21 protein-coding genes and 1 tRNA gene are annotated in these 23712 nt (G+C 67.0%); 15 read left to right on the forward strand and 7 right to left on the reverse strand.

Features of this window, described 5'->3' with window-relative positions; all coding sequences use genetic code 11:
- The first annotated feature begins 69 nt into the window (after positions 1 to 69).
- On the forward strand, positions 70 to 732 hold the full coding sequence (locus tag BLQ71_RS17875) for a phosphoribosylanthranilate isomerase (RefSeq protein ID WP_074622674.1): 663 nt from the start codon (positions 70 to 72) through the stop codon (positions 730 to 732).
- Positions 733 to 816: 84 nt separating this feature from the next.
- On the opposite strand, the gene BLQ71_RS17880 is transcribed toward BLQ71_RS17875, so the two are convergent.
- Positions 817 to 1875, reverse strand: a complete 1059-nt coding sequence (locus tag BLQ71_RS17880; protein ID WP_074622675.1) for a quinone-dependent dihydroorotate dehydrogenase — start codon at positions 1873 to 1875, stop codon at positions 817 to 819.
- Positions 1875 to 2213: a DUF952 domain-containing protein gene (locus tag BLQ71_RS17885; RefSeq protein ID WP_074622676.1), complete on the reverse strand. Its 339-nt coding sequence runs from the start codon at positions 2211 to 2213 to the stop codon at positions 1875 to 1877. The genes BLQ71_RS17880 and BLQ71_RS17885 overlap by 1 nt, the downstream gene beginning before the upstream one ends.
- 191 nt (positions 2214 to 2404) lie before the next feature.
- Here BLQ71_RS17885 and BLQ71_RS17890 point away from each other — a divergent pair, with 191 nt between their 5' ends.
- The gene (locus tag BLQ71_RS17890; protein WP_074622677.1) at positions 2405 to 3961 is read left to right on the forward strand and encodes a bifunctional metallophosphatase/5'-nucleotidase; all 1557 of its coding nucleotides are present in this window, start codon (positions 2405 to 2407) and stop codon (positions 3959 to 3961) included.
- A 54-nt stretch (positions 3962 to 4015) separates the two neighbouring features.
- On the opposite strand, the gene BLQ71_RS26455 is transcribed toward BLQ71_RS17890, so the two are convergent.
- A complete protein-coding gene (locus BLQ71_RS26455; RefSeq protein WP_157903846.1) occupies positions 4016 to 4189 on the reverse strand; it encodes a hypothetical protein in 174 nt (57 codons plus the stop codon).
- Positions 4190 to 4410: 221 nt separating this feature from the next.
- Between BLQ71_RS26455 and BLQ71_RS17895 the strand changes: the two genes are divergently transcribed.
- On the forward strand, positions 4411 to 5301 hold the full coding sequence (locus BLQ71_RS17895; protein WP_074622678.1) for a LysR substrate-binding domain-containing protein: 891 nt from the start codon (positions 4411 to 4413) through the stop codon (positions 5299 to 5301).
- A gap of 3 nt (positions 5302 to 5304) precedes the next feature.
- Here BLQ71_RS17895 and BLQ71_RS17900 read toward each other — a convergent pair whose 3' ends face one another.
- The 3 genes from BLQ71_RS17900 to BLQ71_RS17910 form a co-directional block, all read right to left on the reverse strand.
- Positions 5305 to 7104 carry an ABC transporter transmembrane domain-containing protein gene (locus BLQ71_RS17900; RefSeq protein WP_074622679.1) on the reverse strand — a complete coding sequence of 600 codons (1800 nt, stop codon included), beginning with the start codon at positions 7102 to 7104 and terminating at the stop codon, positions 5305 to 5307.
- A 98-nt stretch (positions 7105 to 7202) separates the two neighbouring features.
- Positions 7203 to 7276: transfer RNA gene (locus BLQ71_RS17905), tRNA-Gly, on the reverse strand.
- 75 nt (positions 7277 to 7351) lie between these two features.
- Positions 7352 to 9124, reverse strand: coding sequence for a SulP family inorganic anion transporter (locus BLQ71_RS17910; RefSeq protein WP_083342296.1), 1773 nt, complete (start codon positions 9122 to 9124; stop codon positions 7352 to 7354).
- Positions 9125 to 9246: 122 nt separating this feature from the next.
- Here BLQ71_RS17910 and BLQ71_RS17915 point away from each other — a divergent pair, with 122 nt between their 5' ends.
- The 7 genes from BLQ71_RS17915 (at position 9247) to BLQ71_RS17945 (ending at position 17727) form a co-directional block, all read left to right on the forward strand.
- Complete coding sequence (locus tag BLQ71_RS17915; protein WP_074622680.1) at positions 9247 to 10167, forward strand: LysR family transcriptional regulator; 921 nt, start codon at positions 9247 to 9249, stop codon at positions 10165 to 10167.
- Positions 10168 to 10263: 96 nt separating this feature from the next.
- On the forward strand, positions 10264 to 11937 hold the full coding sequence (locus BLQ71_RS17920; protein ID WP_074622681.1) for a sulfatase-like hydrolase/transferase: 1674 nt from the start codon (positions 10264 to 10266) through the stop codon (positions 11935 to 11937).
- Positions 11927 to 14041 (forward strand): TRAP transporter permease, encoded by a 2115-nt coding sequence (locus BLQ71_RS17925; protein ID WP_074622682.1) that lies wholly within the window; start codon positions 11927 to 11929, stop codon positions 14039 to 14041. The genes BLQ71_RS17920 and BLQ71_RS17925 overlap by 11 nt, the downstream gene beginning before the upstream one ends.
- 35 nt (positions 14042 to 14076) lie before the next feature.
- Positions 14077 to 15054, forward strand: coding sequence for a TAXI family TRAP transporter solute-binding subunit (locus BLQ71_RS17930; protein ID WP_069208726.1), 978 nt, complete (start codon positions 14077 to 14079; stop codon positions 15052 to 15054).
- A 60-nt stretch (positions 15055 to 15114) separates the two neighbouring features.
- Complete coding sequence (locus tag BLQ71_RS17935) at positions 15115 to 15402, forward strand: hypothetical protein (RefSeq protein ID WP_074622683.1); 288 nt, start codon at positions 15115 to 15117, stop codon at positions 15400 to 15402.
- A 106-nt stretch (positions 15403 to 15508) separates the two neighbouring features.
- Positions 15509 to 16723 (forward strand): acyl-CoA dehydrogenase family protein, encoded by a 1215-nt coding sequence (locus BLQ71_RS17940; protein ID WP_074622684.1) that lies wholly within the window; start codon positions 15509 to 15511, stop codon positions 16721 to 16723.
- The gene (locus BLQ71_RS17945; protein WP_074622685.1) at positions 16720 to 17727 is read left to right on the forward strand and encodes a phosphotransferase family protein; all 1008 of its coding nucleotides are present in this window, start codon (positions 16720 to 16722) and stop codon (positions 17725 to 17727) included. Before BLQ71_RS17940 ends, BLQ71_RS17945 begins: the two co-directional genes overlap by 4 nt.
- Before the next feature lie 8 nt (positions 17728 to 17735).
- On the opposite strand, the gene BLQ71_RS17950 is transcribed toward BLQ71_RS17945, so the two are convergent.
- Positions 17736 to 18917, reverse strand: a complete 1182-nt coding sequence (locus tag BLQ71_RS17950) for a GAK system CofD-like protein (protein WP_074622686.1) — start codon at positions 18915 to 18917, stop codon at positions 17736 to 17738.
- Positions 18918 to 18988: 71 nt separating this feature from the next.
- Between BLQ71_RS17950 and BLQ71_RS17955 the strand changes: the two genes are divergently transcribed.
- From BLQ71_RS17955 to BLQ71_RS17975, 5 genes are read left to right on the forward strand one after another with little or no spacing between them, the layout of a single operon-like run.
- On the forward strand, positions 18989 to 19444 hold the full coding sequence (locus BLQ71_RS17955; RefSeq protein ID WP_074622687.1) for an NUDIX domain-containing protein: 456 nt from the start codon (positions 18989 to 18991) through the stop codon (positions 19442 to 19444).
- Positions 19431 to 21062, forward strand: coding sequence for a phosphotransferase (locus tag BLQ71_RS17960; protein ID WP_074622688.1), 1632 nt, complete (start codon positions 19431 to 19433; stop codon positions 21060 to 21062). Before BLQ71_RS17955 ends, BLQ71_RS17960 begins: the two co-directional genes overlap by 14 nt.
- Positions 21055 to 21936: a GAK system ATP-grasp enzyme gene (locus BLQ71_RS17965; RefSeq protein ID WP_074622689.1), complete on the forward strand. Its 882-nt coding sequence runs from the start codon at positions 21055 to 21057 to the stop codon at positions 21934 to 21936. Before BLQ71_RS17960 ends, BLQ71_RS17965 begins: the two co-directional genes overlap by 8 nt.
- Positions 21933 to 23006, forward strand: a complete 1074-nt coding sequence (locus BLQ71_RS17970; RefSeq protein WP_074622690.1) for an HprK-related kinase B — start codon at positions 21933 to 21935, stop codon at positions 23004 to 23006. Before BLQ71_RS17965 ends, BLQ71_RS17970 begins: the two co-directional genes overlap by 4 nt.
- Positions 22999 to 23685: a histidine phosphatase family protein gene (locus tag BLQ71_RS17975; protein ID WP_074622691.1), complete on the forward strand. Its 687-nt coding sequence runs from the start codon at positions 22999 to 23001 to the stop codon at positions 23683 to 23685. Before BLQ71_RS17970 ends, BLQ71_RS17975 begins: the two co-directional genes overlap by 8 nt.
- The last annotated feature ends 27 nt before the right edge of the window (positions 23686 to 23712 follow it).

Below are 23712 nucleotides of genomic sequence, written 5' to 3' on the forward strand. Positions count from 1 at the left end.
TGCCCCCTCTTGGCCTGACGGCCAATTCACCCCAGGGTGTATTTTTACCAAGAAGAAACAGGGGCTTGGATGGCGGACGTCCGGGTAAAGATCTGTGGCCTGACGCGGCCCGGGGACATGGAGATGGTCGCCGGGGCGGGGGCGAGCTATGCGGGCCTCGTGTTCTTTGGCAAGAGCCCGCGCAACGTGACGCCCGAGGTGGCGCGGGACCTGGCGCTGGAGGCGCCGGTGGGGCTGGCCAAGGTCGGCCTCATGGTGAACCCGACGGATGAGTTTCTGGACGAGGTCATGCGGCTGGTGCCGCTGGACATGGTGCAGTTGCACGGCGCCGAGACGCCGGAGCGGGTGGTGGAGGTGCGCGCGCGCTGGGGGCTGCCGGTGATGAAGGCGGTGGGCGTGGGCGCAGCCGAGGACCTGGAAAAACTGGCTGTTTATCAGAAGGTTGCCGATCAGATCCTGGTGGATGCCAAGCCGCCCAAGGGGGCGGATCTGCCGGGCGGAAACGGGCTGGCCTTTGACTGGAAACTGATCGCCGGGCGGCGTTGGTCGCGGCCCTGGATGCTGGCGGGCGGGCTGACGCCGGAGAACGTGGGCCTGGCCGTGGCGATGACCGGCACGGCGCAGGTGGATGTTTCTTCGGGGGTCGAAAGCGCGCCGGGGATCAAGGATGCGGGTAAGGTCCGCGCCTTTGTCGAAGCCGCCAAAGGGGCAGAGGCGGCGCCACGCCTCTAGCCCGCAGGTTTGTACAAAACGTACGTTTTGTACGTCGATTCCAGCATTTTGTACAAAGCGGTAAGGCCGCGTTAACCGCGGGTGTCACAGCCAGGCCACGCGCCCCGTTCCGACCGCCTCGGCCACGGAGGTGAAGCCGTCCCGTTGCAGCAATGCGTCCAGTCCCAAGGCGATCTCCTGCACCAGGCTGAGACCGCCGTAGACAAGCGCGGTGTAGAGCTGCACGACGCTGGCGCCGGCGCGGATCTTTTCATAGGCCTGTTCGGCAGAGCCGATGCCGCCGACACCCACCAGTGGCAGCTTGCCCTCGGTCAGTTGTGACAGCCGGGCCAGCACGCGGGTGGAGCGATCAAAGAGCGGCTGGCCGGAGAGGCCGCCGGTCTCTGACGCGTGGCGAGAGCGCAGCCCGGCGCGGGACAGGGTGGTGTTGGTGGCAATCACCCCCGCGACACCCGAGGAAAGCGCGACCTCGGCCACGTCGGCCAGTTCGGCGTCGTCCAGATCCGGCGCGATCTTGAGAAAGACCGGCACCGGGCGGACCAGCTCGTCCCGGGCCTGCATCACGCCCGCCAGCAGGGCGGAAAGCGCCGCCTTGCCCTGCAGGTCACGCAGTTTCTCGGTGTTGGGAGAGCTGACGTTGACGGTGGCGAAATCCACGTCGGCGCCGCAATGGGTCAGGACGCGGGCGAAATCGCCGGCGCGGTCCTCGCTGTCCTTGTTGGCGCCCAGGTTGAGGCCCAGCACCAGGTCGCGCGGGCGGGATTTCAGCCGGGCGCCGATCGCCTCCATCCCCTCGTTGTTGAAGCCGAAACGGTTGATCGCGGCGCGGTCCTCGGTCAGGCGAAAGAGGCGCGGGCGCGGGTTGCCGGGCTGGGGCCGGGGCGTGGCGGCGCCGACCTCGACAAAGCCGAAGCCCGCGCGGGAGAGCCCCCGCAGCGCGGTGGCGTTCTTGTCGAACCCGGCGGCCAGGCCGACCGGGTTGGGCAGGTCGAGCCCGGCCAGTGAACAGCGCAGCCGGTCGGAGGTGACCACGCCGGGCGCATGAGCCGCCCCGGCCTGCAGCGCCTTGAGCGCAAGCCCGTGGGCGGTTTCCGGGTCGATCCGGTGCAGGGCGGCCAGTCCGATCCGTTCCAGCGGGGTCATCAGTGCATCTCCGCCGGAAAGACGTGGCCGTCGGGGCCCAGCGGCAGCGGTTTGTGCCATTGCACGTCAGAGAGGCGCAGGGGCGCGTAGAGATGCGGGAACAGCGCGTCGCCGCGCGAGACCTCCCATTTCAGGGCCTCGCCCAGGGTGTCGGCCTCGAGCGCCAGCAGGACCAGCCCCTCTTCGCCCGCGAAATGTTTGGCCGCGGTGCCGCGCGCCTGGTCGGCGGTGGAGAAATGCACATAGCCGTCGGCCACGTCGATGGGCGCACCGGCGGTTTCGCCCTGTGCCCGCAGCGCCGCCCATTCGTCGGCCCGGAGGATCTTGTATATCAGCATGGGGGCAGTGATGCCGCGCCCCCCGGCAAGGGTCAAGCGGCCAGTCGGCAAGGGCCGCGCGGCAATTCAATGCAGGGGCGTCATGCCCCTGTCACCGGGCGCGGGCTACCCATACGTCAGGCTTTGACTCCGGCCTCGCGCCGGGGCAGGCTTTGGGCATTCAACAAAAAAACCTGACGGAGAGGTTTCCCATGACGCGTACACTGATGAGCGGTGCTGCCGCGCTTGCCCTGATGGCAAGTGCCGCGCAGGCCGACTATTCCCTGACCATCCTGCACACCAACGATTTCCACGCCCGGTTCGAGCCGGTCAGCAAGTACGATTCGGGCTGTTCGTCCGAGGACAACGACGAGGGCAAGTGCTTTGGTGGCTCGGCCCGGCTGATCACCGCGATCAACGAGGCCAAGGCACGCACCAACAACCATATCCTAGTGGACGGTGGCGACCAGTTCCAGGGCACGCTGTTCTACACCTACTACAAGGGCAAGCTGGCCGCCGAGATGATGAACCTGATGGGCTACGACGCGATGACCGTGGGCAACCACGAATTCGACGACGGCCCCGAGGTGCTGCGCGGCTTCATGGATGCGGTCGAGTTCCCGGTGCTGATGTCGAACGCCGATGTCTCGGGCGAGCCGCTGCTGGCGGACGCGCTGATGAAATCCACCGTGATCGAGCGCGGCGGCGAAAAGCTGGGCCTGATCGGGCTGACGCCGCAGGACACGGATGAGCTGGCCAGCCCCGGCGACAACATCATCTTCACCGATCCGTCGGACGCGGTGCAGGGCGAGGTCGACAAGCTGACCGAGATGGGCGTGAACAAGATCATCGTCCTGTCGCACTCGGGCTATGGCGTCGACCAGACGGTCGCCGCGAACACCACCGGCGTCGACGTGATCGTGGGCGGCCATTCCAACACCCTGCTGGGCGAGATGGACGGCGCGGCGGGCGCCTATCCGACCGTGGTGAACGGCGTGCAGATCGTGCAGGCCTATGCCTACGGCAAGTACCTGGGCGAGCTGAACGTGACCTTCAACGACGCGGGCGAGGTGATCTCTGCCTCGGGCGGGCCGCTGTTGATCGACGCCGCCGTGGCCGAGGATGGTGACGTCAAGGCGCGCATCGCCGAGGCGGCCAAGCCGCTGGACGAGATCCGCAACAAGGTGGTGGCCGAGGCTGCCGAGGCCATCGAGGGCAACCGCGATGTCTGCCGGGCGATGGAATGCTCGATGGGCAACCTGGTGGCGGATGCCATGCTGGACCGGGTCAAGGACCAGGGCATCGACGTGGCCATCGCCAACAGCGGCGGGTTGCGCGCCTCGATCGACGCGGGTGAGGTGACGATGGGCGAGGTGCTGACCGTGCTGCCGTTCCAGAACACGCTGTCGACCTTCCAGATCACCGGCGCGACGCTGGTCGAGGCGCTGGAAAACGGTGTCAGCCAGATCGAGGAAGGCGCGGGCCGCTTCCCGCAGGTCGCGGGCATGACCTTTACCGTCGATCCCTCGGCAGAGCCGGGCAGCCGGATTTCCGATGTCATGGTCGGCGGTACGCCGGTCGAGATGGACAAGCTGTATGGCGCGGTGTCGAACAACTACGTCCGCAATGGCGGCGACGGTTACGCGATGTTCAAGGACGCGCAGAATGCCTATGACTTCGGCCCCGACCTGGCCGATGTGACCGCCGAGTACCTGGCCAAGGAAGGGCCGTACCAGCCCTATACCGATGGCCGCATCACCATGAAGTAAGCGGCGTCTCGCGCCACGTGCAGGGCCGTCCCCGTCCGGGGGCGGCCTTTTTCGTCACTTGGGCGTGTCCGTGGTGACGGTGACCTGCGGGGGCTGCCCCGGTGCCTGGCGGATCGTGATGTGCAGGCCGTCCCTGTGCCAGCTTTTGGGGGTCCTGCCGGGGGCAAATCCCGCGTCCGCCAGAAGGTGCGGGGCGGTTTCCGCGATGCGGGCAAGGTCGCGGCGCATCTGGCGATCCCGGTGCCATTGGGTCAGGAAACGTGCTGTTTTTCTGATCCAGTGGGAGTCCCCTGCGGGCAGGGAAACGGGGCGGAGGCTGGTCGTGGTCTGCATGATGGAGCCTGCTTCGTGGCCTGTATACTTGATCCCAGTCTGGTGTTTTGCCTGCTTGTGCGCAAACCAGGCTTTCTCTTATCATGAGTCAGGAAAACTGATCCTGCAGGTCCAAGATGCCAAAACTGCCCCCGCTCAACGCCCTGCGCGCCTTTGAGGCCGCCGCCCGCCACGAGGGGTTCATCGGCGCGGCGGAGGAACTGCATGTCACGCGGGGGGCCGTCAGCCGGCATGTCAAGCTGCTGGAGGATCATCTGGGCGTGCCGCTGTTCCGGCGCCATGCGCAGGGGGTCAGCCTGTCCGAGGCGGGGCGGCGGTTCTTGCCGGTGCTGACCGAGAGCTTTGCCCGTATCGCCGCCGAGGCAGAGCGGATCGCCTCGGATGCCTCGGACCTGCATATCATCTGCCCGCCCGCCACCTCGATCCGCTGGCTGCTGCCGCGTCTGGACGGGTTCCGCCAGTGTCACCCCGAGATCCGGGTGCGGCTGACCACGGATTTTCACTGTGACATGAAGTTCGACGGGCTGGAGTATGACCTTGGGTTCTCGCTCGAGAACCAGCCCACCCGGGCGCCGAACATCGCAGTCCAGAACCTGTTCGATGTGCGCATGTCCCCGGCCTGTTCACCTGCCTACCTGGCCAGCCATCCGCTGGAAAGGCCCGAGGACCTTGCGCGGGCAGATCTGCTGCACGAGACACCGCGGCACGGGGACTGGACCGATTGGCTGGCAACCTATCCCGTTGAAGGGGTCGATCCGGCGCAGGGGCATGATTTCGCCAACCTCGACCTCGCCACGCGGGCGGCGGTGATGGGGGCCGGTGTGGTCATGGCGGACATGGTGTTGTGCCGCGACGAGCTGGAGGCCGGAACGCTGGTGCTGCCTTTTCCCGAGATGGTCAGCGGGTCGCCGCTGGGCGGGATCTGCCTGCTGGGCATGGCGGACAAGTGGGACCTGCCAAAGGTGCGGCTGTTCCGCGAGTGGGTGGCAGAGGAGGCGGCGGGGTGAGCCCTATTCCGCCGCCAGGCCGTCGGTGAATTGCAGCCGGGCGAGGCGCGCGTATAGCCCGCCTTCCGAGACCAGCGCATCATGGGTGCCGGTGGCGACGATGCGACCCTGGTCCATGACGACGATTCGGTCGGCCTTTTTCACGGTGGCCAGACGGTGCGCGACGATGATCGTCGTGCGCCCCTCGGCCAGCAGGTCAACCGCCTGCTGCACCGCGCGTTCGCTTTCGGCATCCAGCGCGCTGGTCGCCTCGTCCAGCAGCAGCACCGGCGCGTCGCGCAGGATGGCGCGGGCGATGGCGACGCGCTGTTTCTGGCCGCCCGAAAGCATCACGCCGCGTTCGCCCAGCCAGGTATTGTAACCGTCCGGCAGGGCGGAGAGGAACTCATGCGCCGCCGCCGCCTTGGCTGCGGCGACGACCTCGGCATCGCTGGCATCGGGGCGGCCAAATCGGATGTTGTCCTTGGCCGAGGCGGCAAAGATCACCGGGTCCTGCGGCACCAGCGCCAGCTGGCGGCGGAAATCGTGGCGGGCCATGTCGGTCAGCGCCACGCCGTCCAGCAGGATGCGCCCCTCTGCGGGGTCGTAGAACCGCTGCAAGAGCTGAATGATGGTGGTCTTGCCCGCGCCCGAGGGGCCGACAAGCGCCACGGTTTCGCCCGGCGCAATGCTCAGGTCGACCGCGTCCAGCGCCGAGACGCCGGGGCGCGCGGGATAGGCGAAACTGACGTGATCGAAGGTGATCTCTCCGCGTGCGGGATCGGGTGCGGGCAGGGGGGTGACGGGATCGCTGACCGTGTCCTCTGCCTGCAGCAGTTCGACAAGGCGTTCGGTGGCGCCGGCGGCGCGCTGGAGTTCTCCGAAGACCTCGGACAGGGCGCCGACGGCGCCGGCCACCATGACCGAGTAGATCACGAACTGGATCAGCGTGCCCGCGCTCATGCCCCCGGCGCGTACGTCCCAGGCGCCGATCCAGAGCACGCCGACGATGCCGGTGAAGACGAGGAAGATGACGATCATCGTCATCGCGGCGCGGGTGGTGATGCGCTTGCGCGCGGCGTCAAAGCTTTTCTCTGTCACGTCGGCAAAGGCGCCGCGCGACTGGACCTCGTGGGTATAGGCCTGCACTGTCTGCACCGCGCTCAGCGATTCCGAGGCATTGCCGGAGGAGGCGGCGATCCAGTCCTGGTTTTCGCGGCTCAGCTTGCGCACGCGACGGCCCAGTACCAGGATCGGCACCACGATCACCGGCACGATCAGCAGGACTAGCCCGGTCAGCTTGGCCGAGGTGAACAGCATCAGCACCAGCCCGCCCAGGAACAGCAGGGTGTTGCGCAGGGCGATGGAAATGGACGAGCCGATCACGGAAAGGATCAGCGTGGTGTCGGTGGTGATCCGTGACAGGACCTCTCCGGTCATGATCTTTTCATAGAAGGCGGGCGAGAGGCCGATCACCTTGTCGAAGACCGCCTTGCGGATGTCGGCCACCACCCGTTCGCCCAACCGCGTGACCAGCGCGTAGCGCAGCGCCGTGCCGACGGCGAGGGCCGCGGCGATCCCCAGCGCGGCGCCGAAATACTTGTCCAGCAGGGCGCCGTCCTGGGTGTTGAAATTGTCCACCACGCGGCGCACGGCCAGCGGCAGGATCAGCGAGATGGTCGCGGTGGCGACCAGCGCCGCCAGCGCGGCCAGCATCAGCACCCGATAGGGCCGCATGAAGGGCCAGAGCGCGCGGAGAGACCCCAGCTTGCGAGACTTCTCGCGCTCCTGCTCGCCGGTGCCCGGCTTGGTCTTGGCCGCCATGAGGTCTCCTTCCGTGTCGCGCAGGGGGCGTTTTGCCATGCGGGGCGCGCGCGTCAAGCGCCGTCTTGACGCGGGGCGGGCTGCGAAAGGGGAAGAATTGGAGCGGGCGACGGGAATCGAACCCGTATCATCAGCTTGGAAGGCTGAGGTCTTACCATTACACAACGCCCGCTCGGCGGGGGCCTTGGTATGCGATCCCGCGCGGGCGGTCAAGATCGTGCCGGCATGGAAAACGCGTCTTGCGGGTCTATTCCGCCACGTCCGGCGCGCGCGGGCATTCGGCAAAGATCCGGACGGGGCAGGTGGCGCAGACCTGCGGGTCGAGCAGGGGAAAGACCTCGGCGATGGCATCGCGTTTGGACAGGTGGATGCGTTCGCGGGTCAGTGCCTTCATCACCTTGAACCGCGCCAGTTTCGAGATCGTGCGCGGGGTCTTGGTCTGGAGGTGGAACGAGCCGCCGTTGCGGTGGCGGCGGGCGGCCTCCTCGATCAGCAGGTCGGCGCCGGGCATGTCGATCTCTCCGATGCCCTTGACGATGAAGATCATGTGTTTCTGGCCCGGGCGGTCGATCTCGAACCGGCGAAAGGCGCGGCGGACATGTTCGACCGAGCCGAAGTAGAGCGGCCCGTCGAGCCGCGAGATCAGCAGTTGCGGGCATTCCGCAAGGTTGTTCTCGGCGGCGTTCTTGAACATGCGGGTGGGGGTGTCGGGATCGGGGGCGCCGACGCCGACAAAGGGCTGCGAGGTCTTTTTCAGGAACAGGGCCAGCGACAGCAGCACCCCGGCATAGATGGCGAATTCGAGGTCGATGAGCAGTGCCGCGCCGAAGGTGACGGCGGCGATGGCGGTTTCCTCGGGCGAGGTGGTCAGGATGTGGCGGATCTCGGCCAGGTTCACCAGCCGGATGGCGACCAGCAGGATCACACCCGCCATCGCGGGGATGGGCACATAGGCGAACCACGGCGCCACCAGCAGCAGGATCAGGAACAGGAAGAGCGCGGCGAAGATTGCCGACAGAGGCGTCTGCGCGCCGCTGTCATAGTTGACGCCCGAGCGGGTGAAGGAGGCCGAGCCGGGGTAGCAGCGAAACAGGCTGCCGGCGATGTTGGACAGGCCCTGCGCCACGAACTCGCGGTTGCCGTCGATGGCCTGGCCGGATTTCAGCGCGATGGCGCGCGAAACGGACATCGCCTCCAACAAGCCGACAAGCGCGATGGCGAAGGCGGCGGAGCCGTGGTCGCGGACGGTCTGCAAGGTGACATCGGGCAGGGCGAAGCCGGGCAGGACACCCTCGATGGTGCCGATGGTGGCGAGGCCCGCCGCCTCTCCGCCCAGCAGGAGGCCGAGGATCGTGGCAGCAAAGAGCGCGATCAGGTAGTTCGGCAGCGCCGGGTTCAGTTTCCGCACCCCCAGCCCGATGCCAAGTGCCGTGCCGGCCACCAGCAGCGCGCGCCAGTCGGTCTCGGGCAGGCGTTCGGCCAGGGCCAGGGTGAATTCCCCCAGCGCCTCGGGGCGGGGCAGGTCGATCCCCAGCGCCTTGTCGAGCTGGCTGAGCGCAATCAGGATCGCGGCCCCGGTGACAAAGCCGGTCATCACCGAATGCGAGACGAAATCGACCAGAACGCCCATCCGCGCCAGCCCCAGGGCCAGCTGGATCACGCCGACCATCAGCGCCAGCGCGATGGCGGCCGAGATGAACTGCGGCGTTCCAGGTGCCAGGCTGCCCGCCAGCGCCCCGAAGACCAGCGCCGAGATGGCGGTGGTGGGGCCAGAGACCGCGTGCCAGCTGGACCCGGTCAGCGCGGCGACGACAGGGGTGATCATGGCGGTGTAGAACCCGTATTCCGGCGGCAGGCCCGCGATGGCGGCAAAGGCCACTCCCTGCGGCAGCACCAGCGTCGCGCCGGTCAGCCCGGCAAAGGCATCGGCGCGCAGGCTGGCGGGGGTGATCCGTGCCGTCCAATCCGGGCGCAGCGCGGAGAATGCCGCCGAAATGGCCCGTTCCGTCGCCGCCTTCATGCCGTCCCCTCCTGTGCGTCTTGCCCGGCGGCTACCGGGAAACCTGGCTTTGGGCTAGTGATTGAAAATTTCAGGGTATAAGTTTCGGGAATAGGGTGAGGCAGCCGGGTGGAGGGGGCCGCATGATCAAGATCCAGCATATCGAGATGCTGCTGGCGGTCGAACGTGCGGGCAGCATTCGTGCCGCGTCCAAGATGCTGGGCAAGACCCAGCCCGCGGTGACGAAGGCGCTGCGCCAGGCCGAGGCGGAACTGGGCGCCGCGATCTTCAAGCGGGCGCCCAGCGGGGTGGTGGTGACCGAGGACGGCAAGCCGATCCTGCGCCGGGCGCGGGTGATCCAGTCGGAATTGCGCAAGATGCAGGAAGAGGTGGACCAGCGGCGGGGGCTGGGCACCGGGCGGCTGAACGTGACCGTCTCGCCGCTGGCGGCGACGCGGCTGATCAGCGGGACGTTGAAACGGTTTCAGCGGCGGTTTCCCAACGTGCATGTGCAGATCAGCGGCGGGCACGAACCGATCGCCTTCGGCCCGGTGCGCGACGGGCAGGTGGACATCGTGATCGGGCCAGAACCGCAGGCAGCGGACGTGGCGGGGCTGAGCACGAGTTTCCTGGTCGAGACGCCGATCTCGGTGATCACCGGGCGTAATTCGCGTTGGGTGGGGGAGACACGGCTGTCGGAACTGGCCAAGGGCGACTGGCTGATGATCGGAACGCGCGCGCGGCTGCCCTATCTGCGGCGCCATTTCACCAAGCTGGGGCTGGAGCCGCCGGACCCCAGGGTGACATCGGATTCGATCTTCAGCGTGCTGTCCCTGATCGAGGAAAGCGACTACCTCTGCACCTATCCCGGCCGCATCCTGGAACAGACCGCCGCGCGCTGGCGCATCGCGGCGCTGGAAGTGGACCCGCCGCTGATGTCTGCCCGGATCGCCATCATCACCTCGTCCGACCGTCCGCCGACGCCGGCGCTGCAATATTTCGTGGACTGCGTGCAGCAGGTCTCCAGCAACCTTTTCGGCCCGGGGGATGCCGAAAAGTTATAGCCATCAACATTCAGTGTCTCCCTGACTTGCCGTGGCGGCTGTACTCCGCTTCTGTCCGGGGTGTGCCTTTGTCCCCGGCAAGGGAGGAGGGGCACGATGAATATCCTTTTCATCATGTATGACCAGTTGCGGTTCGATTACCTGAGCTGCGCCGGGCATCCACATCTGCATACGCCGAATTTCGACCGTGTCGCCGACCGCGGCGTGCGGTTCACCAATGCCTATGTGCAATCGCCGATCTGCGGCGCCTCCCGGATGAGTTTCTACACCGGGCGCTATGTCTCGTCCCACGGCGCACAGTGGAACGGCTTTCCCCTGCGGGTGGGCGAGGTGACGCTGGGCGATCACCTGCGGGCGCTGGGCATGGACTGCTGGCTGCTGGGCAAGACCCACATGAAGGCGGATGCCAAGGGCATGGAACGGCTGGGCCTTGCGCCCGACAGCCTGATCGGCGCACGGCAGGCCGATTGCGGGTTCGACGCCTGGGCGCGGGATGACGGTTTGTGGGGATCGGGGCCAGACGGGGACTATGACCAGAAACGTTCTCCCTACAACGAGTACCTGAAGACGCGGGGCTATGACGGGGGAAACCCCTGGGCCGATTACGCGAATGCAGGGGTCAGCGACGGGGAGATCGCCAGCGGCTGGATGTTCATGAACGCCGACAAGCCGGCCAACATCCGCGAAGAGGACAGCGAGACGCCCTGGCTGACCTCGGAAACCATCCGCTTTGTCGACCAGGCCAAGGCGCCGTGGTGCGCGCATGTGAGTTTCATCAAGCCGCACTGGCCCTACATCGTGCCCGCGCCCTATCACGACATGTACGGTCACAACCAGATTCAGCCGCCCCTGCGCCACCCGGTCGAGCTGGACGATCCGCACCCGGTCCTGGGCGCCTACCACGGCACCCGCGTGGCGCAGGCGTTCCAGCGCGACGAGGTGCGAGACAAGGTGATCCCGGCCTACATGGGGCTGATCAAGCAATGCGACGACCAGTTGGGCCGGCTGCTGGACCACCTCGAGGCGACGGGTCAGTTGGATGACACGATGATCGTCCTGACCTCGGACCACGGCGATTACCTGGGCGATCACTGGCTGGGGGAAAAGGATTTCTTCCACGAGGCCTCGGTCAAGATCCCGATGATCATCTGCGATCCGCGCACCAGCGCCGATGCGACGCGCGGGACGACCTGCGATGCGCTGGTCGAGGGCATCGACCTGGCCGCCACCTTTGTCGAGGCGGCGGGCGGCGCGGTGCCGGACCACATCATCGAGGGACGGTCGCTGATGCCCTGGCTGCGCGGCGAGGCGCCAAAGGACTGGCGCCAATTCGTCATCAGCGAGTATGATTATTCCGTTACGCCACGGGCCGAGGCCCTGGGCGTCCAGCCCCGCGATGCGCGCATGATGATGGTCTTTGACGGGCGCTGGAAGCTGATCCACTTCGAGGGCGGTTTCCGCCCGATGCTGTTCGACCTGGAAACCGATCCGCACGAGTTCGCCGACCTGGGCGATGATCCCGCGTATCAGGCACAGGTCGACCGGCTGTATGACTGCCTCGGGCAATGGGGGCGCCGCATGGCGCAGCGCGTGACCATGTCGGATGACGATGTGCGCGCGGCGCGCGGCCGGTCCATGCGGCGGGGCATCCTGCCCTTCCTGGCCGATGGCAGCGAGGTTCCGGAGGAGCTGACCGTGAAATACCGCGGTCCCGCCCGCCAGGTCCACGCAAAGACACCTATGGCGAAGGAGGAGAGCCATGACGTCTGAAGATACGGAAGCGCCCGCGCCCGATCGCGGCGGCGCCCTGTTCGACAAGCACCTGGCCGACGTGGTTGCGGTGGCCTTTGCCCTTGTGATCGTTCTCTACTCGGCCTCCGGTCCGATCAGCGAGTTTGTCCGCTGGTTCATCGAGACGACGACACCGGCCTTCGACGAGATGAGCCGCCGCGACCAGCGGGTGTTCCTGCGCGAACACTGGCTGGGGGCGGCCTATCGCAGCTTTGAACAGTCGTTCCTGCTGCCGACCGGGCTGATCATCGGTCTGCCCATCGTGATGAGCTTTGCCATCACCCTGCTGACGCTGCACCGCAAGCCGGGGCAGCGGGGGATCAACTGGGGGTTGACGGTGCTGGCGGTTGTCGCTTTCACCAGCTGGATCATCGCCATCTTCGCCTCGGACGCGGGTGCCTTGCCGGTGGCGCGGCCCATCGACTTCGTCATGTTCCCGCTGGCCACGGCGATCACGCTTTACCTGACATGGCGGCTGTTCGGAGGGTTCATCGTCGCCTTCTGCCTGTTCTGGGTGATCTATTTCTTTGCCAAGGGCTGGCTGCCGGAATGGACCGGCATCCTGGCCGGGTCGGAATCGACGATGGCGCAGAACCTGCGCCAGATGGTGCTGCAGTTCTGGGCCCAGACGGGCGGCATGTTCGGCCAGCCGATCCAGGTGGTGACGGGCAACGTGCTGATCTTCATCGTCTTTGGCGCCGTGCTCATGGCCTCGGGCGCGGGGGACCTGCTGATGAAGATCGCCAACCGGCTGACCGGGGGCATGATCGGCGGGGCAGCCCACGCCTCTGTCGCCTCTTCGGCGCTGTTCGGCACGCTGAGCGGTGCTGCGATTTCCAACGTGGTGTCCACGGGGGTGATGACGATCCCGGTGATTCGCCGGGCCGGGTTCAAACCCGCCTTTGCCGGCGCGGTCGAGGCCGCCGCCTCGACCGGGGGGCAGATCATGCCGCCGGTCATGGGCGTCGTCGCCTTCTTCGTCGCCGGGCAGATTGGGCTGGAGTACCGCTATATCGTGGTCGCCGCGATCCTGCCGGCCGCCTTCTTCTACCTGGGCACCTTCCTTGCCGTCTATTTCGAGGCCCGCAAGCGGGGTGTCGGCGCTCTGCCCCCCGAGGCGCGGCCGAAACTGACACGCGGAGAATGGGTGCAATGCCTGGTCTTCGTGCTGCCGCTGGGGACGCTGTCCTACTTCCTTTTCGCGCAGCCCTCGGTGCCCAAGGCCGGGTTTTACGGGCTGGTCGTTGCGGTGGTGGCTGCGGCGGTGCTGTTCCGCGAGTTCCGGTCCGCCAGCCGCATCTGGCATGCCTTTGTCGACGCGGGCCGCATGGCCGGGTCGATCGTGGTGATCGTGACCGCCATCGGGCTGATCGTCGGGCTGATCCAGACCTCGGGCTTTTCCGGGCGCCTGTCGCAGTTGCTGGCCGAAGCCGCAAGCGGGCCGTTGCCGCTGGTGCTGATCGTGGTGGCCTTTGGCGCCATCGTCCTGGGCATGGGGCTGCCGCCGGGGGCGACCTATTTCATCATCGTGATCGCGCTCAGTTCGGGGATCGACACGGTGGGCATCGCGCCGCTGACGCTGCACCTCTTCGTGGTCTTCTTCGCCATGATGTCGACGGTGACGCCACCTGTGGCCCTGGCCGCCTTTGCCGCCGCGCCCATTGCCGGGGCCGACCCGATCAAGACGGGGTTCGAGGCGGCCAAGATCGCCCTGGCCGGTTTCCTGATCCCCTTCGTCTTCGTCTATCACCCCGCGGTCCTGTATAAACTGCAGGTGGTGTTCGAATGGTTCGGCGAGGATCGGGTCGACTCGCGCGCGATGATCGACATTGCCACGGTCGCCTGGTTCGAGTTCTTCTGGATCATTGCCGCCTTCACCCTTGCGATGTGGCTGATCGCCTCGGCGTTGGCGGGCTATGACCGGACACGGATCGCACCCGTGGAACGCCTGCTGCGCGTTGCCTTGGGCGGGGCGGTCCTGCTGCCGCAGATGATCCTTGCCGGTCCGGCGGCGGTGCTGGGGCTTGCGCTTCTCTTCATCAGTCCGCGCCTGGCCGGTCGGCCCGGCGCGGCCACCACATGACTTTCGACATTCGCACCGAACAGGGAGGAAATCCGATGCGACACCTGACACTTGCAGCCGCTGCTGCCCTGACCGTCTCTGCCACCGCGGGCCTGGCGCAGGAGACACTGAAAATGGCCACGATCGAACCCAGCCTGGGCCAGGCGATCACGATGGCGACCTTTGCCAACGTGGTGAACGGCAAACTGTCCGACATCCAGATCGAGGTCGCCGGGGGCGGGGCCGCCACCCTGCACCAGATCGAGACCGCGCGCGGCAACCTGGACATGTACATGGTATCGCCGACGATCTACAACTTCATGTCGACCGGCAAGGCGATGTACGCCAACCAGCCCGACGCCGCCGAAGTGTCGGAAAACCTGGCGCTGCTGATGTGGTTCCCCTACGGCCAGTACCATTATGCCGTGCGCGGCGACAGCGACATCGAGTATCTCGACGACATCGAGGGCGCGACCGTCTTCCTTGGTCCCGCCGGGGGCGGCGCCTTCAACGCGGCCAAGGGCTGGATCGAGGCCACCACGGGGCTGGTCGCGGGCGAGGATTACGAGGCGATCACCGCCAACTGGGCGACCGGCTTTCAGTCCTTCCTGGACGGCAAGATCGACATGTATGTCAACGGCTGCATCGACCCCTGCCAGCAGTTCATCCAGTTCACCGAGACCGAGAGCCTGCGGTTCATCGGGCCGGAGGATCACACCGGCGAGGCCGTCGACAAGTTCCTGGGCAACTTCCGCTACCTGGCCGAGGTGCCCGCCGGAATCTACGGCAACCAGGTCAACGACGGGCCGGTGATGTCGAATGACACCGCCGTGGGCATCGGGCTGCGCGCGGACCTGGACGAGGAAACCGTCTACCAGGTGACCAAGGCCTTTTGGGACAACGTGGACAGCATCACCTCTGACGCGCCCTGGGCCAAGGCGCTGAGCATCGAGTTTGCGGTGCAATCGCTGGCCGGGATGCCGCTGCACCCGGGGGCAGAGCGGTACTACCGCGAGGTCGGCGCGCTGAAATGAGGATCGGGGCCGGGGCGCTGTGCCCCGGCCTTTCGTTCGCAAGCACTCTGGAGACCGGCCATGTTCATCCGCCGCACCACCTATCGCCTGACGCCCGGAACCGATCAGGCGGCGTTCGAGCGCGACATGCGCGACAGCATCCGCCCGCATGAGATCGAGGGGCTGATCAGCACCGCGCATGTGCCCAACGACGATGGCAGCTGGACCGTCGTCGCGCTGTGGGAAACCAAGGTCGAGGCGATGGCCGCCGCGCCGCGCATCCGCGCCGAATGGGATCGCCGCGCCGGGCAGATGTCCGCGCCGCCGGTGGTCGAAACCGCCGGGGTCAGCTTCTGGGAAGGCGCCTGAACGTCCCTTCGGACGACGGACACTTGCCTCTGGCCCGTGCTCCTGCATGACTGTGACCGTGCCGGCCCCATATGGGGGGCGGATACGTTTGCGGAGGAGCCTTGCCATGAATTTCAGCATCTCGCCGGAGCTGGAGGACCTGAGACGCCGCGTCGCGCGGTTTGTCGAGGACAGGCTGCTGCCGCTGGAGGCGGACCGCGCCAATTACGACGATCATGAGAACATCACCCTGGAGGTGCTGGACCGCGAACGCGCCGCCGCACGCGAGGCGGGCCTGTGGTGCCTGCAGATGCCGCGCGCGCTGGGGGGCGGCGGGCTGGGTAAGGCCGGGATGGCCGTTGTCTACGAGGAAATGAACCGCTCGATCTTTGGCCCGGTGATGTTCAATTCCGCTGCGCCGGACGATGGCAACATGATGGTGCTGGGCGCGCTGGGGACCGAGGCGCAGCGCGAGCGCTGGCTGATGCCGATCATGTCGGGCGCGGTGCGGTCGGCCTTTGCCATGACGGAACCGCACCCCGGAGGCGGGTCCGATCCGGGCATGATGCAGACCCGGGCCGAAAAACGTGGCGACCGTTACATCGTGACCGGGCGCAAGTGGTTCATCACCGGCGCGGCGGAGGCGGCGCATTTCATCCTGGTGGCGCGGACCTCCGACGATGCGCGGCGCGGGCACACGGCTTTCCTGTTCCACCGCGACGATCCCGGTTGGCGGATCGAACGTCGTATTCCGATCATGGGACCGGAAGAGCATGGAGGCCATTGCGAGCTGATCTTTGACGGGCTGGAAATCCCGGCCGAGAATGTGCTGCTGGAGGAAGGGCGCGGCATGAAGGTCACGCAGACGCGGCTTGGCCCCGCGCGGCTGACCCATTGCATGCGATGGCTGGGACTGGCCAAGCGTTGCATGGAGATCGCGACGGATTACGCCGAGCAGCGCGAGGGGTTCGGCCAGCGGCTGATCGAACGCGAGAGCGTGGCGCAGATGCTGGGCGACATCGCCATGCGGATCGAGGTGGGCCGCCTGCTGGTGATGAAGGCGGCGCAAGAGATCGATCGGGGCGGGTTCGCGCGCAAGGAAATCTCGATGGCCAAGATCCAGGTGGCGAACGTGCTGCACGATGCCGCCGACGTGGCAATCCAGGTCAACGGGGCGCGGGGCTATTCCAAGGACACCGTGCTGGAATGGATCTATCGCTATGCCCGTCAGGCGCGGCTGGTCGATGGCGCGGACGAGGTGCACCGCATGGTCCTGAGCCGCGAGCTGCGCAGCGAGGGGCGCGACTTCTGGCGCTGGGACGTCGCTGCGGAGGCGGGATGAGCGAGGCGGATTTCGACCCCGCCCGCCTGCAGGCGGTGCTGGACGCGCACTTGGGGGCGGCACCGGTCACGGAGCTGGCGCGCATTTCGGGAGGGCAATCGAACCCGACCTATTTCGTCACCCACGGCGAGCGCCGCATGGTGCTGCGCAAGCAGCCCAACGGCGAGATCCTGAAAGGCGCCCATGCCATCGACCGGGAATACCGGGTCATGCAGGCGCTGGGTCCGGCCGGGGTGCCGGTGCCCAAGGCCGTGCTGTTCCACGACGATCCGGCGGCGCTGGGCACGCCCTTTTACCTGATGGAGCGGCTGGAGGGCCGGGTGTTCGAGGACTGCAGCCTGCCGGGTATCGACCCCGAGGAGCGGCGGCAGATCTACCTTGGCATGGCGGATGCGCTGGCGACCTTGCATTCGGTCGATCCTGAAGGCATCGGGCTGGGCGATTACGGCAAGCCGGGGAATTATTTTGCCCGTCAGGTCGGGCGCTGGACGAAACAGCTGCATGGCTCCACCGGCGCGCCGATCCCGGAATTGCATCGCCTGTCGGACTGGTTGAACGCCAACCTGCCTGAGGATGACGGCCAGAGCCGGATCGCGCACGGCGATTTCCGGCTGGGCAACCTGATGTTCCATCCGACAGAGCCGCGCGTGATCGCGATCCTGGACTGGGAGTTGTCGACGCTGGGGCATCCGCTGGCCGACCTGGGGTATTGCTGCATGACCTGGCACACCACGCCGCAGGAATACGGCGGCATCCGGGGGCTGGACCTGGCGGCGCTGAACATCCCCACCAAGCAAGAGTTCGTGCGCCACTACGAGGGGCGGGCGCAGACCGGCCACCTGACGGATTTCCACGTCATCTTTTCATTGTTCCGTTTCGGCGTGATCTTTGTCGGCATCGCCGACCGCGCCCGCGCGGGCACGGCGGCGGGCAGCAATGCCGATCAACTGGCGCCGCTGGCGCAGGCGCTGGGGCGGCGGGGGCTGGAGCTGTTGCCGGACTAGGCGGTCAGTCAGTCCAGCGAAACCAGCAGGCGGGCCACCCCGTCCTCGTCGTAGCGGGCCGAGGACGAGGCGCCCGCGGGCAGGCGGTGGCAGGGGATGCCGTGGCGCGCGGTCACGGAACGGCAGGCCGCCTCGGGCCAGCTTTCATCGCAGATCACATGGGTCATCAGCGCGGTCGGCGGCGTGTCCGGCCCGGCATCGCGCCGAAGCGGCGCGAGGATCGCCGCCACCTGGTCGGCAAGGTCGTGGCCCATGGCCTCGGGATCGGTGCCGAGACTGGGCAGGTAGACCTTGGGCACGCGGCGCGCGGCAACGGCGCGGCCCACGCCGGCAGGCAGCAGGTTGGCCACGACGCTGGAATAGAGGCTGCCGGGGGGATAGCAGATCACGTCGGCCTGCTCGATCAGCTTGCGGTTCCGCTTGGGCAGGGGCACCTGCGCGGGGTCCAGTTCGGCCTTGCCGTCGCTGAGAAAGCAATGGGTGATGCGCGCATCGACCGGGGCGACCTCCTTGCCGCTGATCCGGCGCTGGCCGATGATCCGGCGTCCGTCCGCCAGGTCGACGCCCAGGTGCAGGTTTTCGTCGACGATGGCGCGGACGGTGCCGCGCACGTCCACCATCTTGGACATCAGGAACAGCACCGGTTCCAGCGCGCGGCCATTGCCAAGATAGCCGCCCGCCAGGATCAGGTTGCCAATGCTGGCGTTGCGATAGTCGAAATCCTCGGGCACCTGGTCGGCGAAGCGGCGCAGCTGGATGCGGATCAGCTGGCGCATCGGCTTGGCAATGGCGGTGATCAGCGGGTGCTTGCCCTGCACCATCCGCCCGATCTCGGCGCGCAGCGCATCTTGCGGGGCATCCTTGGGCAGGCGGTGGCTGAACAGCGCGTAGACATCCGGTTGCCCCAGCACCGATTCGTCCGCCAGGGCCATCAGGCGCGACCGCAGATCGCCCACGGCGGGCATGTCGAAGGCCCGGCGCAACACCTGCGAACTGCCGCCGCTGTCGAAGGGCGTGATCAGGTGCATCGAGTTGAAACTATAGCGCTTCAGTCGTCGCGAAATGCCGTTCAGCGCGCTGCCGCCGCTGAAGAACAGGATGCGTGGGCCAAGGTGCGGCGCGCTTTCGGCGCGGGCGACGCGCAGGTCGTCGGGCAGGCGGGCCTCTCTTTCGACGTTGATCGCGGTCATTTCCTGTCCGTCTCTCCGATCCTGCCCGATTCCGGCTTTGCATCCATGCCTCTGGCGGCCCATATGTCCGCATGGACAACGACGACCTCATACGTCCGACGGTGCGCGCTGTCATCCGCAAGGGAGACCTTGTGCTGGTGCAGGTCAAGCAAGCGGCCTCGGGGCAACGCTACCTGACCCTGCCGGGCGGCCGGCAGGAGGTGGGAGAGACCATGCAGCACTGCCTGATGCGCGAATGCCTCGAAGAGATCGGGGTGGCACCGGAGGTCGGCGATGTGCGCCATGTCGCGGATGTCTTTCGCAAGCGCGCCGGCGGTGTGCGGCAATTGATCGAGGTGCTGTTCGACTGCGCGGTGCCCGATGCCTATGTGCCTGTCCTTGGCGCGCGTCCGGACAAGCGGCAGATGGCCACGATCTGGGCCGATCCGGCCCGGCCGGAGGCACCCTTTCTGCCGCGCTACGACCTGGCGCTGATGCGCGGCGACGCGCCGGTTCACCTTGGGAGGCTGGACTGTGCCACGCCCTGACCCGATCGCCGAGAACATGTCGTTCCTGCTGGCCGAACTGGACGGCCAGCTGACCCGGCTGATTGCCTATTTCGACGATCCCCGGACCGAAACGGCGCTGCAACTGGTGCAGCGGGCGGGCTATTCGCACAACCTGTCGATGCGCGTGCGCAAGGCCTGCCTTGCGGGCATGATGCGGGGCAAGAAGTCCGAGGCGACACAGCTGCGCCTGCAGGGGATCGACACCATCGCGCGCAACCTCGACCTGATTTCGCGCCTCGGGCGCCGGGCGGTTGAACAGGCGGAACGGGTCGACAGGCAGAAACTCTTGCGGGCCGACACCTATGGTGCGCCGTTGAAACGGGTGCGCAGGACCGTGGCCCGCATCAACGAGGCGCTGGAGGCGCGCGACAGCAAGCTGGCGGTCGAGATCGGGCAGGCCCGCACCGAGATGGGCAGCTTTCACGATCAGCTGTTCCGGACCTACACCCGCGACATGCAGGGCGCCAAGCACACCGAGGACCTGGCCTATGGGCTGCTGTGCCTGAACGAGGTCACGCGCATGGGCGAGGCGCTGCAGACGATTTCCGAGGCGATCCTGTCGATCAACATCGGCCAGTCGGTGCAGTTCGAACGCTATTTCACCCTGCGCAGCGTGCTGGCGGGCGTGGCGCGGGACGAGGAGATCACCCTGCAGCCGCTGGCCGAGACCCGCTCCGGCTCTGCCATTTCCAGCGTCAACCTGCGCGGCGCCAAGGGCGAGACCGTGGCCGCCGTCTTCAAGGACGGGGACCGCCGCAAGGTCAAGGAAGAGCGCGTCGGCGTGAAAAGCTGGAACTCGGTCTATCCCGGCCTTGCGCCCGAAATCCTGTCCTACGAGAAAAGCGGCAAGTCCGCCGCCCTGCTGATCGAGCACCTGGAGGGCGAGACCTTCGAGGACATCGTTCTGGGCGCCACCGACGAGGCGCTGGCCGAGGCGCAGAAGGCACTGCACAAGACCGTGCGCGACATCTGGCGTCAGACCCGCACTGACGACCCCGCCGAGATGAAGGCGATGGAACAGCTGGCCAAGCGGATGAAGGATGTTCATCGGCTGCACAGTCGCTTTGTACGCGGGCCGCAAAGCGTGAATGGCTTGGCCGTGATGGGCTTTGACGGTCTGGTTTCCGCGGCGGCAGCGCGCGAGGCGCGGATCGCGGCGCCGTTTTCCGTCTATATCCACGGGGATTTCAACCTCGACAACGTGATCTACGACGCGGTGGGCCGCAAGATCCGTTTCATCGACCTGCACCGCTCGCGCTACATGGACTACGTGCAGGACGTGTCGGTCTTCATGGTGTCCAACTATCGCCTGCAGGTGCTGGACGCGGGCACGCGGGCCCGCATAGCGGCGGTGGCCACCGACATGCACGCGATGGCGGCAAAGTTCGCCCGGCAGCAAAAGGATCCGACATTCGAGTACCGTCTGGCGCTGGGGCTGGCGCGGTCCTTTGCCAGTTCGACCCGCTTTGTCGTCGACGAGAAACACGCCCGGCGGATGCTGGTCCGGGCGCGCTACATCCTGGAATCCGCGCTGGCCGTGCCCGAGGGCAAGGAGGCGCGGTTCAGATTGCCCATGAAGGAATTGTTCAGTGACTAAGAGGATCGGGGTGATCGGGACCCCCGGAAAATGGTCGACCGAGTCGCTTGCGGATGCTTTCGGGGAGCGGACCGGGTTTCGGCAAGTGATCGACATGGCCGGCGCGGTTCTGGATCTGGATGCTGGGACACTGGTCTGCGACGGGGTGGACCTGACAGCGCTGGACGGGCTGGTGCTGAAGAAGGTCGCCGAGGATTACAGCCCCGACGCGCTGGACCGGCTGGAACTGCTGCGCGTGGCAGAGGCCCGTGGCGTGCGCATCTTCAGCCCTGCCGAACGGGTGATCCGCCTGATGGACCGGCTGGCCTGCACCGTGACGCTGCGGGGGGCGGATATTCCCATGCCGCCGACCACCATCACCGAGGACGTGACAGCCGCCCGTGCCGCGCTGGACCGCTATGGCGCGGCGGTGTTCAAGCCGCTGTTTTCCACCAAGGCGCGCGGCATGGTCCTGCTGGACTCGGATGCACCGGATGCCGAGGCGCAGATCGCGGCCTTCAAGGCCGCCAACCCGGTGATGTATATCCAGCAGAAGGCCGACCTGTCGGGGCATGACCTGGGTATGGTCTTTCTGGACGGCGCCTATGTCTGCACCTATGCCCGTGTCAGCCAGACAGACAGCTGGAACACGACGATCCACTCGGGCGGGAAATACGCTCCCTATGACCCTTCGCCCGAACTGATCGAACTGGGCCGGCGCGCGCAGGCGCCCTTTGGCCTGACCTTCACAACGGTCGACATCGCGCTGACGCCCGATGGCCCCATCGTCTTCGAGGTCTCGGCCTTTGGCGGCTACAGCGGGGCGTTGAAGGGCTGCGGCATCGACGCCGCCGCTCTGGTGGCCGATCACGTCCTGCAAGAGGTGTCCGCATGAGAACCGCCGAGGATGTGCTGACGCAGTTGGACCTGGGGGCTGCCGGGACGCAGCCCTTTCACCTGGGGGTGGGTCATGTCGGGGTCACCGTGCTGGCACCCGAGCCTTTGCGCGCGTCCCTGATGGCCTATTTCGTCGGGGCGCTGACGGACACGCCGGGCGAGATCACGGTGCACCTGCTGCCGGGGCAGGTGTTGACGCTCGAGCCGGAGTGGACCGACTGGCAGCGCGAACCCGGCAAGGCAGGGCGCAAGGATGCAATCCGCGACCTGGCCGGTGCGCGGCTGATCCGCAAGGTTCGCAGCGGCGTCACCTTTTTGCAGGCGCCGGGCGTGGCGGTGGCGTTTGGGCCGCTGGCCGAGAACGAAAGCACGGTCATCAATTTCATCAACACGCAGATCCTAAATGCCGGCCTGCGGGAGGGCTGGCAGCTGTGTCACGCGGCGGCGGTGACACGGGGGCCGCGCACGCTGGCGATCTCCGGTCTGTCGGGTGGCGGCAAGTCGACCTCGATCCTGCGGATGATGGACATGGAGGGGATGTGTTTCCTCAGCAATGACCGGGTGCTGGTGCGCGCGGGCCGCCCGCCGCGTGCGCTGGGCATCCCCAAGCAGCCGCGCATCAACCCGGGCACGATCCTTGGCAACCCGCGCCTGCGGGACATGCTGACCCCGGCCCGGCGGGCCGAACTGGAGGCGATGCCCGCCGCCGACCTCTGGGCGCTGGAGGACAAGCACGACCTGATCATCGGAGATGTCTATGGCGCCGATCGCCTGCGGTTCGAAGGCGCCCTGACCGATTTCTGGGTGCTGAACTGGGAACATGGCACCGATGCGCCGACGCAGGTGGCAGAGGTCTCGCTGGCCGACCGCCCCGACCTGCTGGGGGCGATCATGAAGAGCCCCGGCCCGTTCTACCAGCACCCTGATGGCCGTTTCGAACCGAATGGCACCGCGCCCGATCCGGCCCCCTACCTTGAGGCGCTGCGCGGGGTTCGGGTCTGCGAGGTTTCGGGCCGGGTGGATTTCGACGCGCTGGCGGCAGAGGGGCGGCGGCTCTTCGATGGCTGAGCGCGCCTATGTCGCCATCCTGCGCCACGGGGCCTATCACCAGCGCAAAGGCGTGCCTTCGGCCCGGCAGCCCTGGCCGCTGACCGATGAGGGCAGGGCGCAGGCCCGCGCCGGGGCGGATCTGCTGGCGGCGATGATTGCCGAACACGGGCTGCGCCTCTCCCCCGTCATCCATGCCTCGCACCAGTTGCGGGCCTGGCAAACGGCGCAGGAGGTGGCGGTGCAGCTGGGTGAGCTGGGACATGCGACAGAGGCGGTCGAGGAAACCCCCGCGCTGGCCGAGCGCGGGCTTGGCAGCGCCGCCAACCTGACGGTTTCAGAAATCGAGGCGGCGTTGCGGGACGATCCGCGCCATGACGCGCCGCCGCCGGGCTGGAAATCCGACAGCGATTACCGCCTGCCTCTGGAAGGGGCCGAAAGCCTGATGATGGCGGGGCGGCGGGTGGCCGATCACCTGGCGGCCACGGTGCGGCCCGGATGGCTGACCGTCCATGTCGGGCATGGGGCGTCCTTTCGCCATGCCTGTCATCACCTTGGCATCCTCGATCGGGCGGAAATTGCCCGCCTGTCGATGTTTCATGCCCGCCCGTCACTGATCTGTCATGATGCGGATGGTAGGTGGTCCCACTTGGCCGGAGCGTGGAAGATCAGGGAACCCGGGGGCGACCCCAAGGATTGAGCCCCTGAGTGCCCGGCCGTGGCAAGG

This window comes from Antarctobacter albus (assembly GCF_900101505.1).
Classification (GTDB): Bacteria; Pseudomonadota; Alphaproteobacteria; order Rhodobacterales; family Rhodobacteraceae; genus Antarctobacter; species Antarctobacter albus.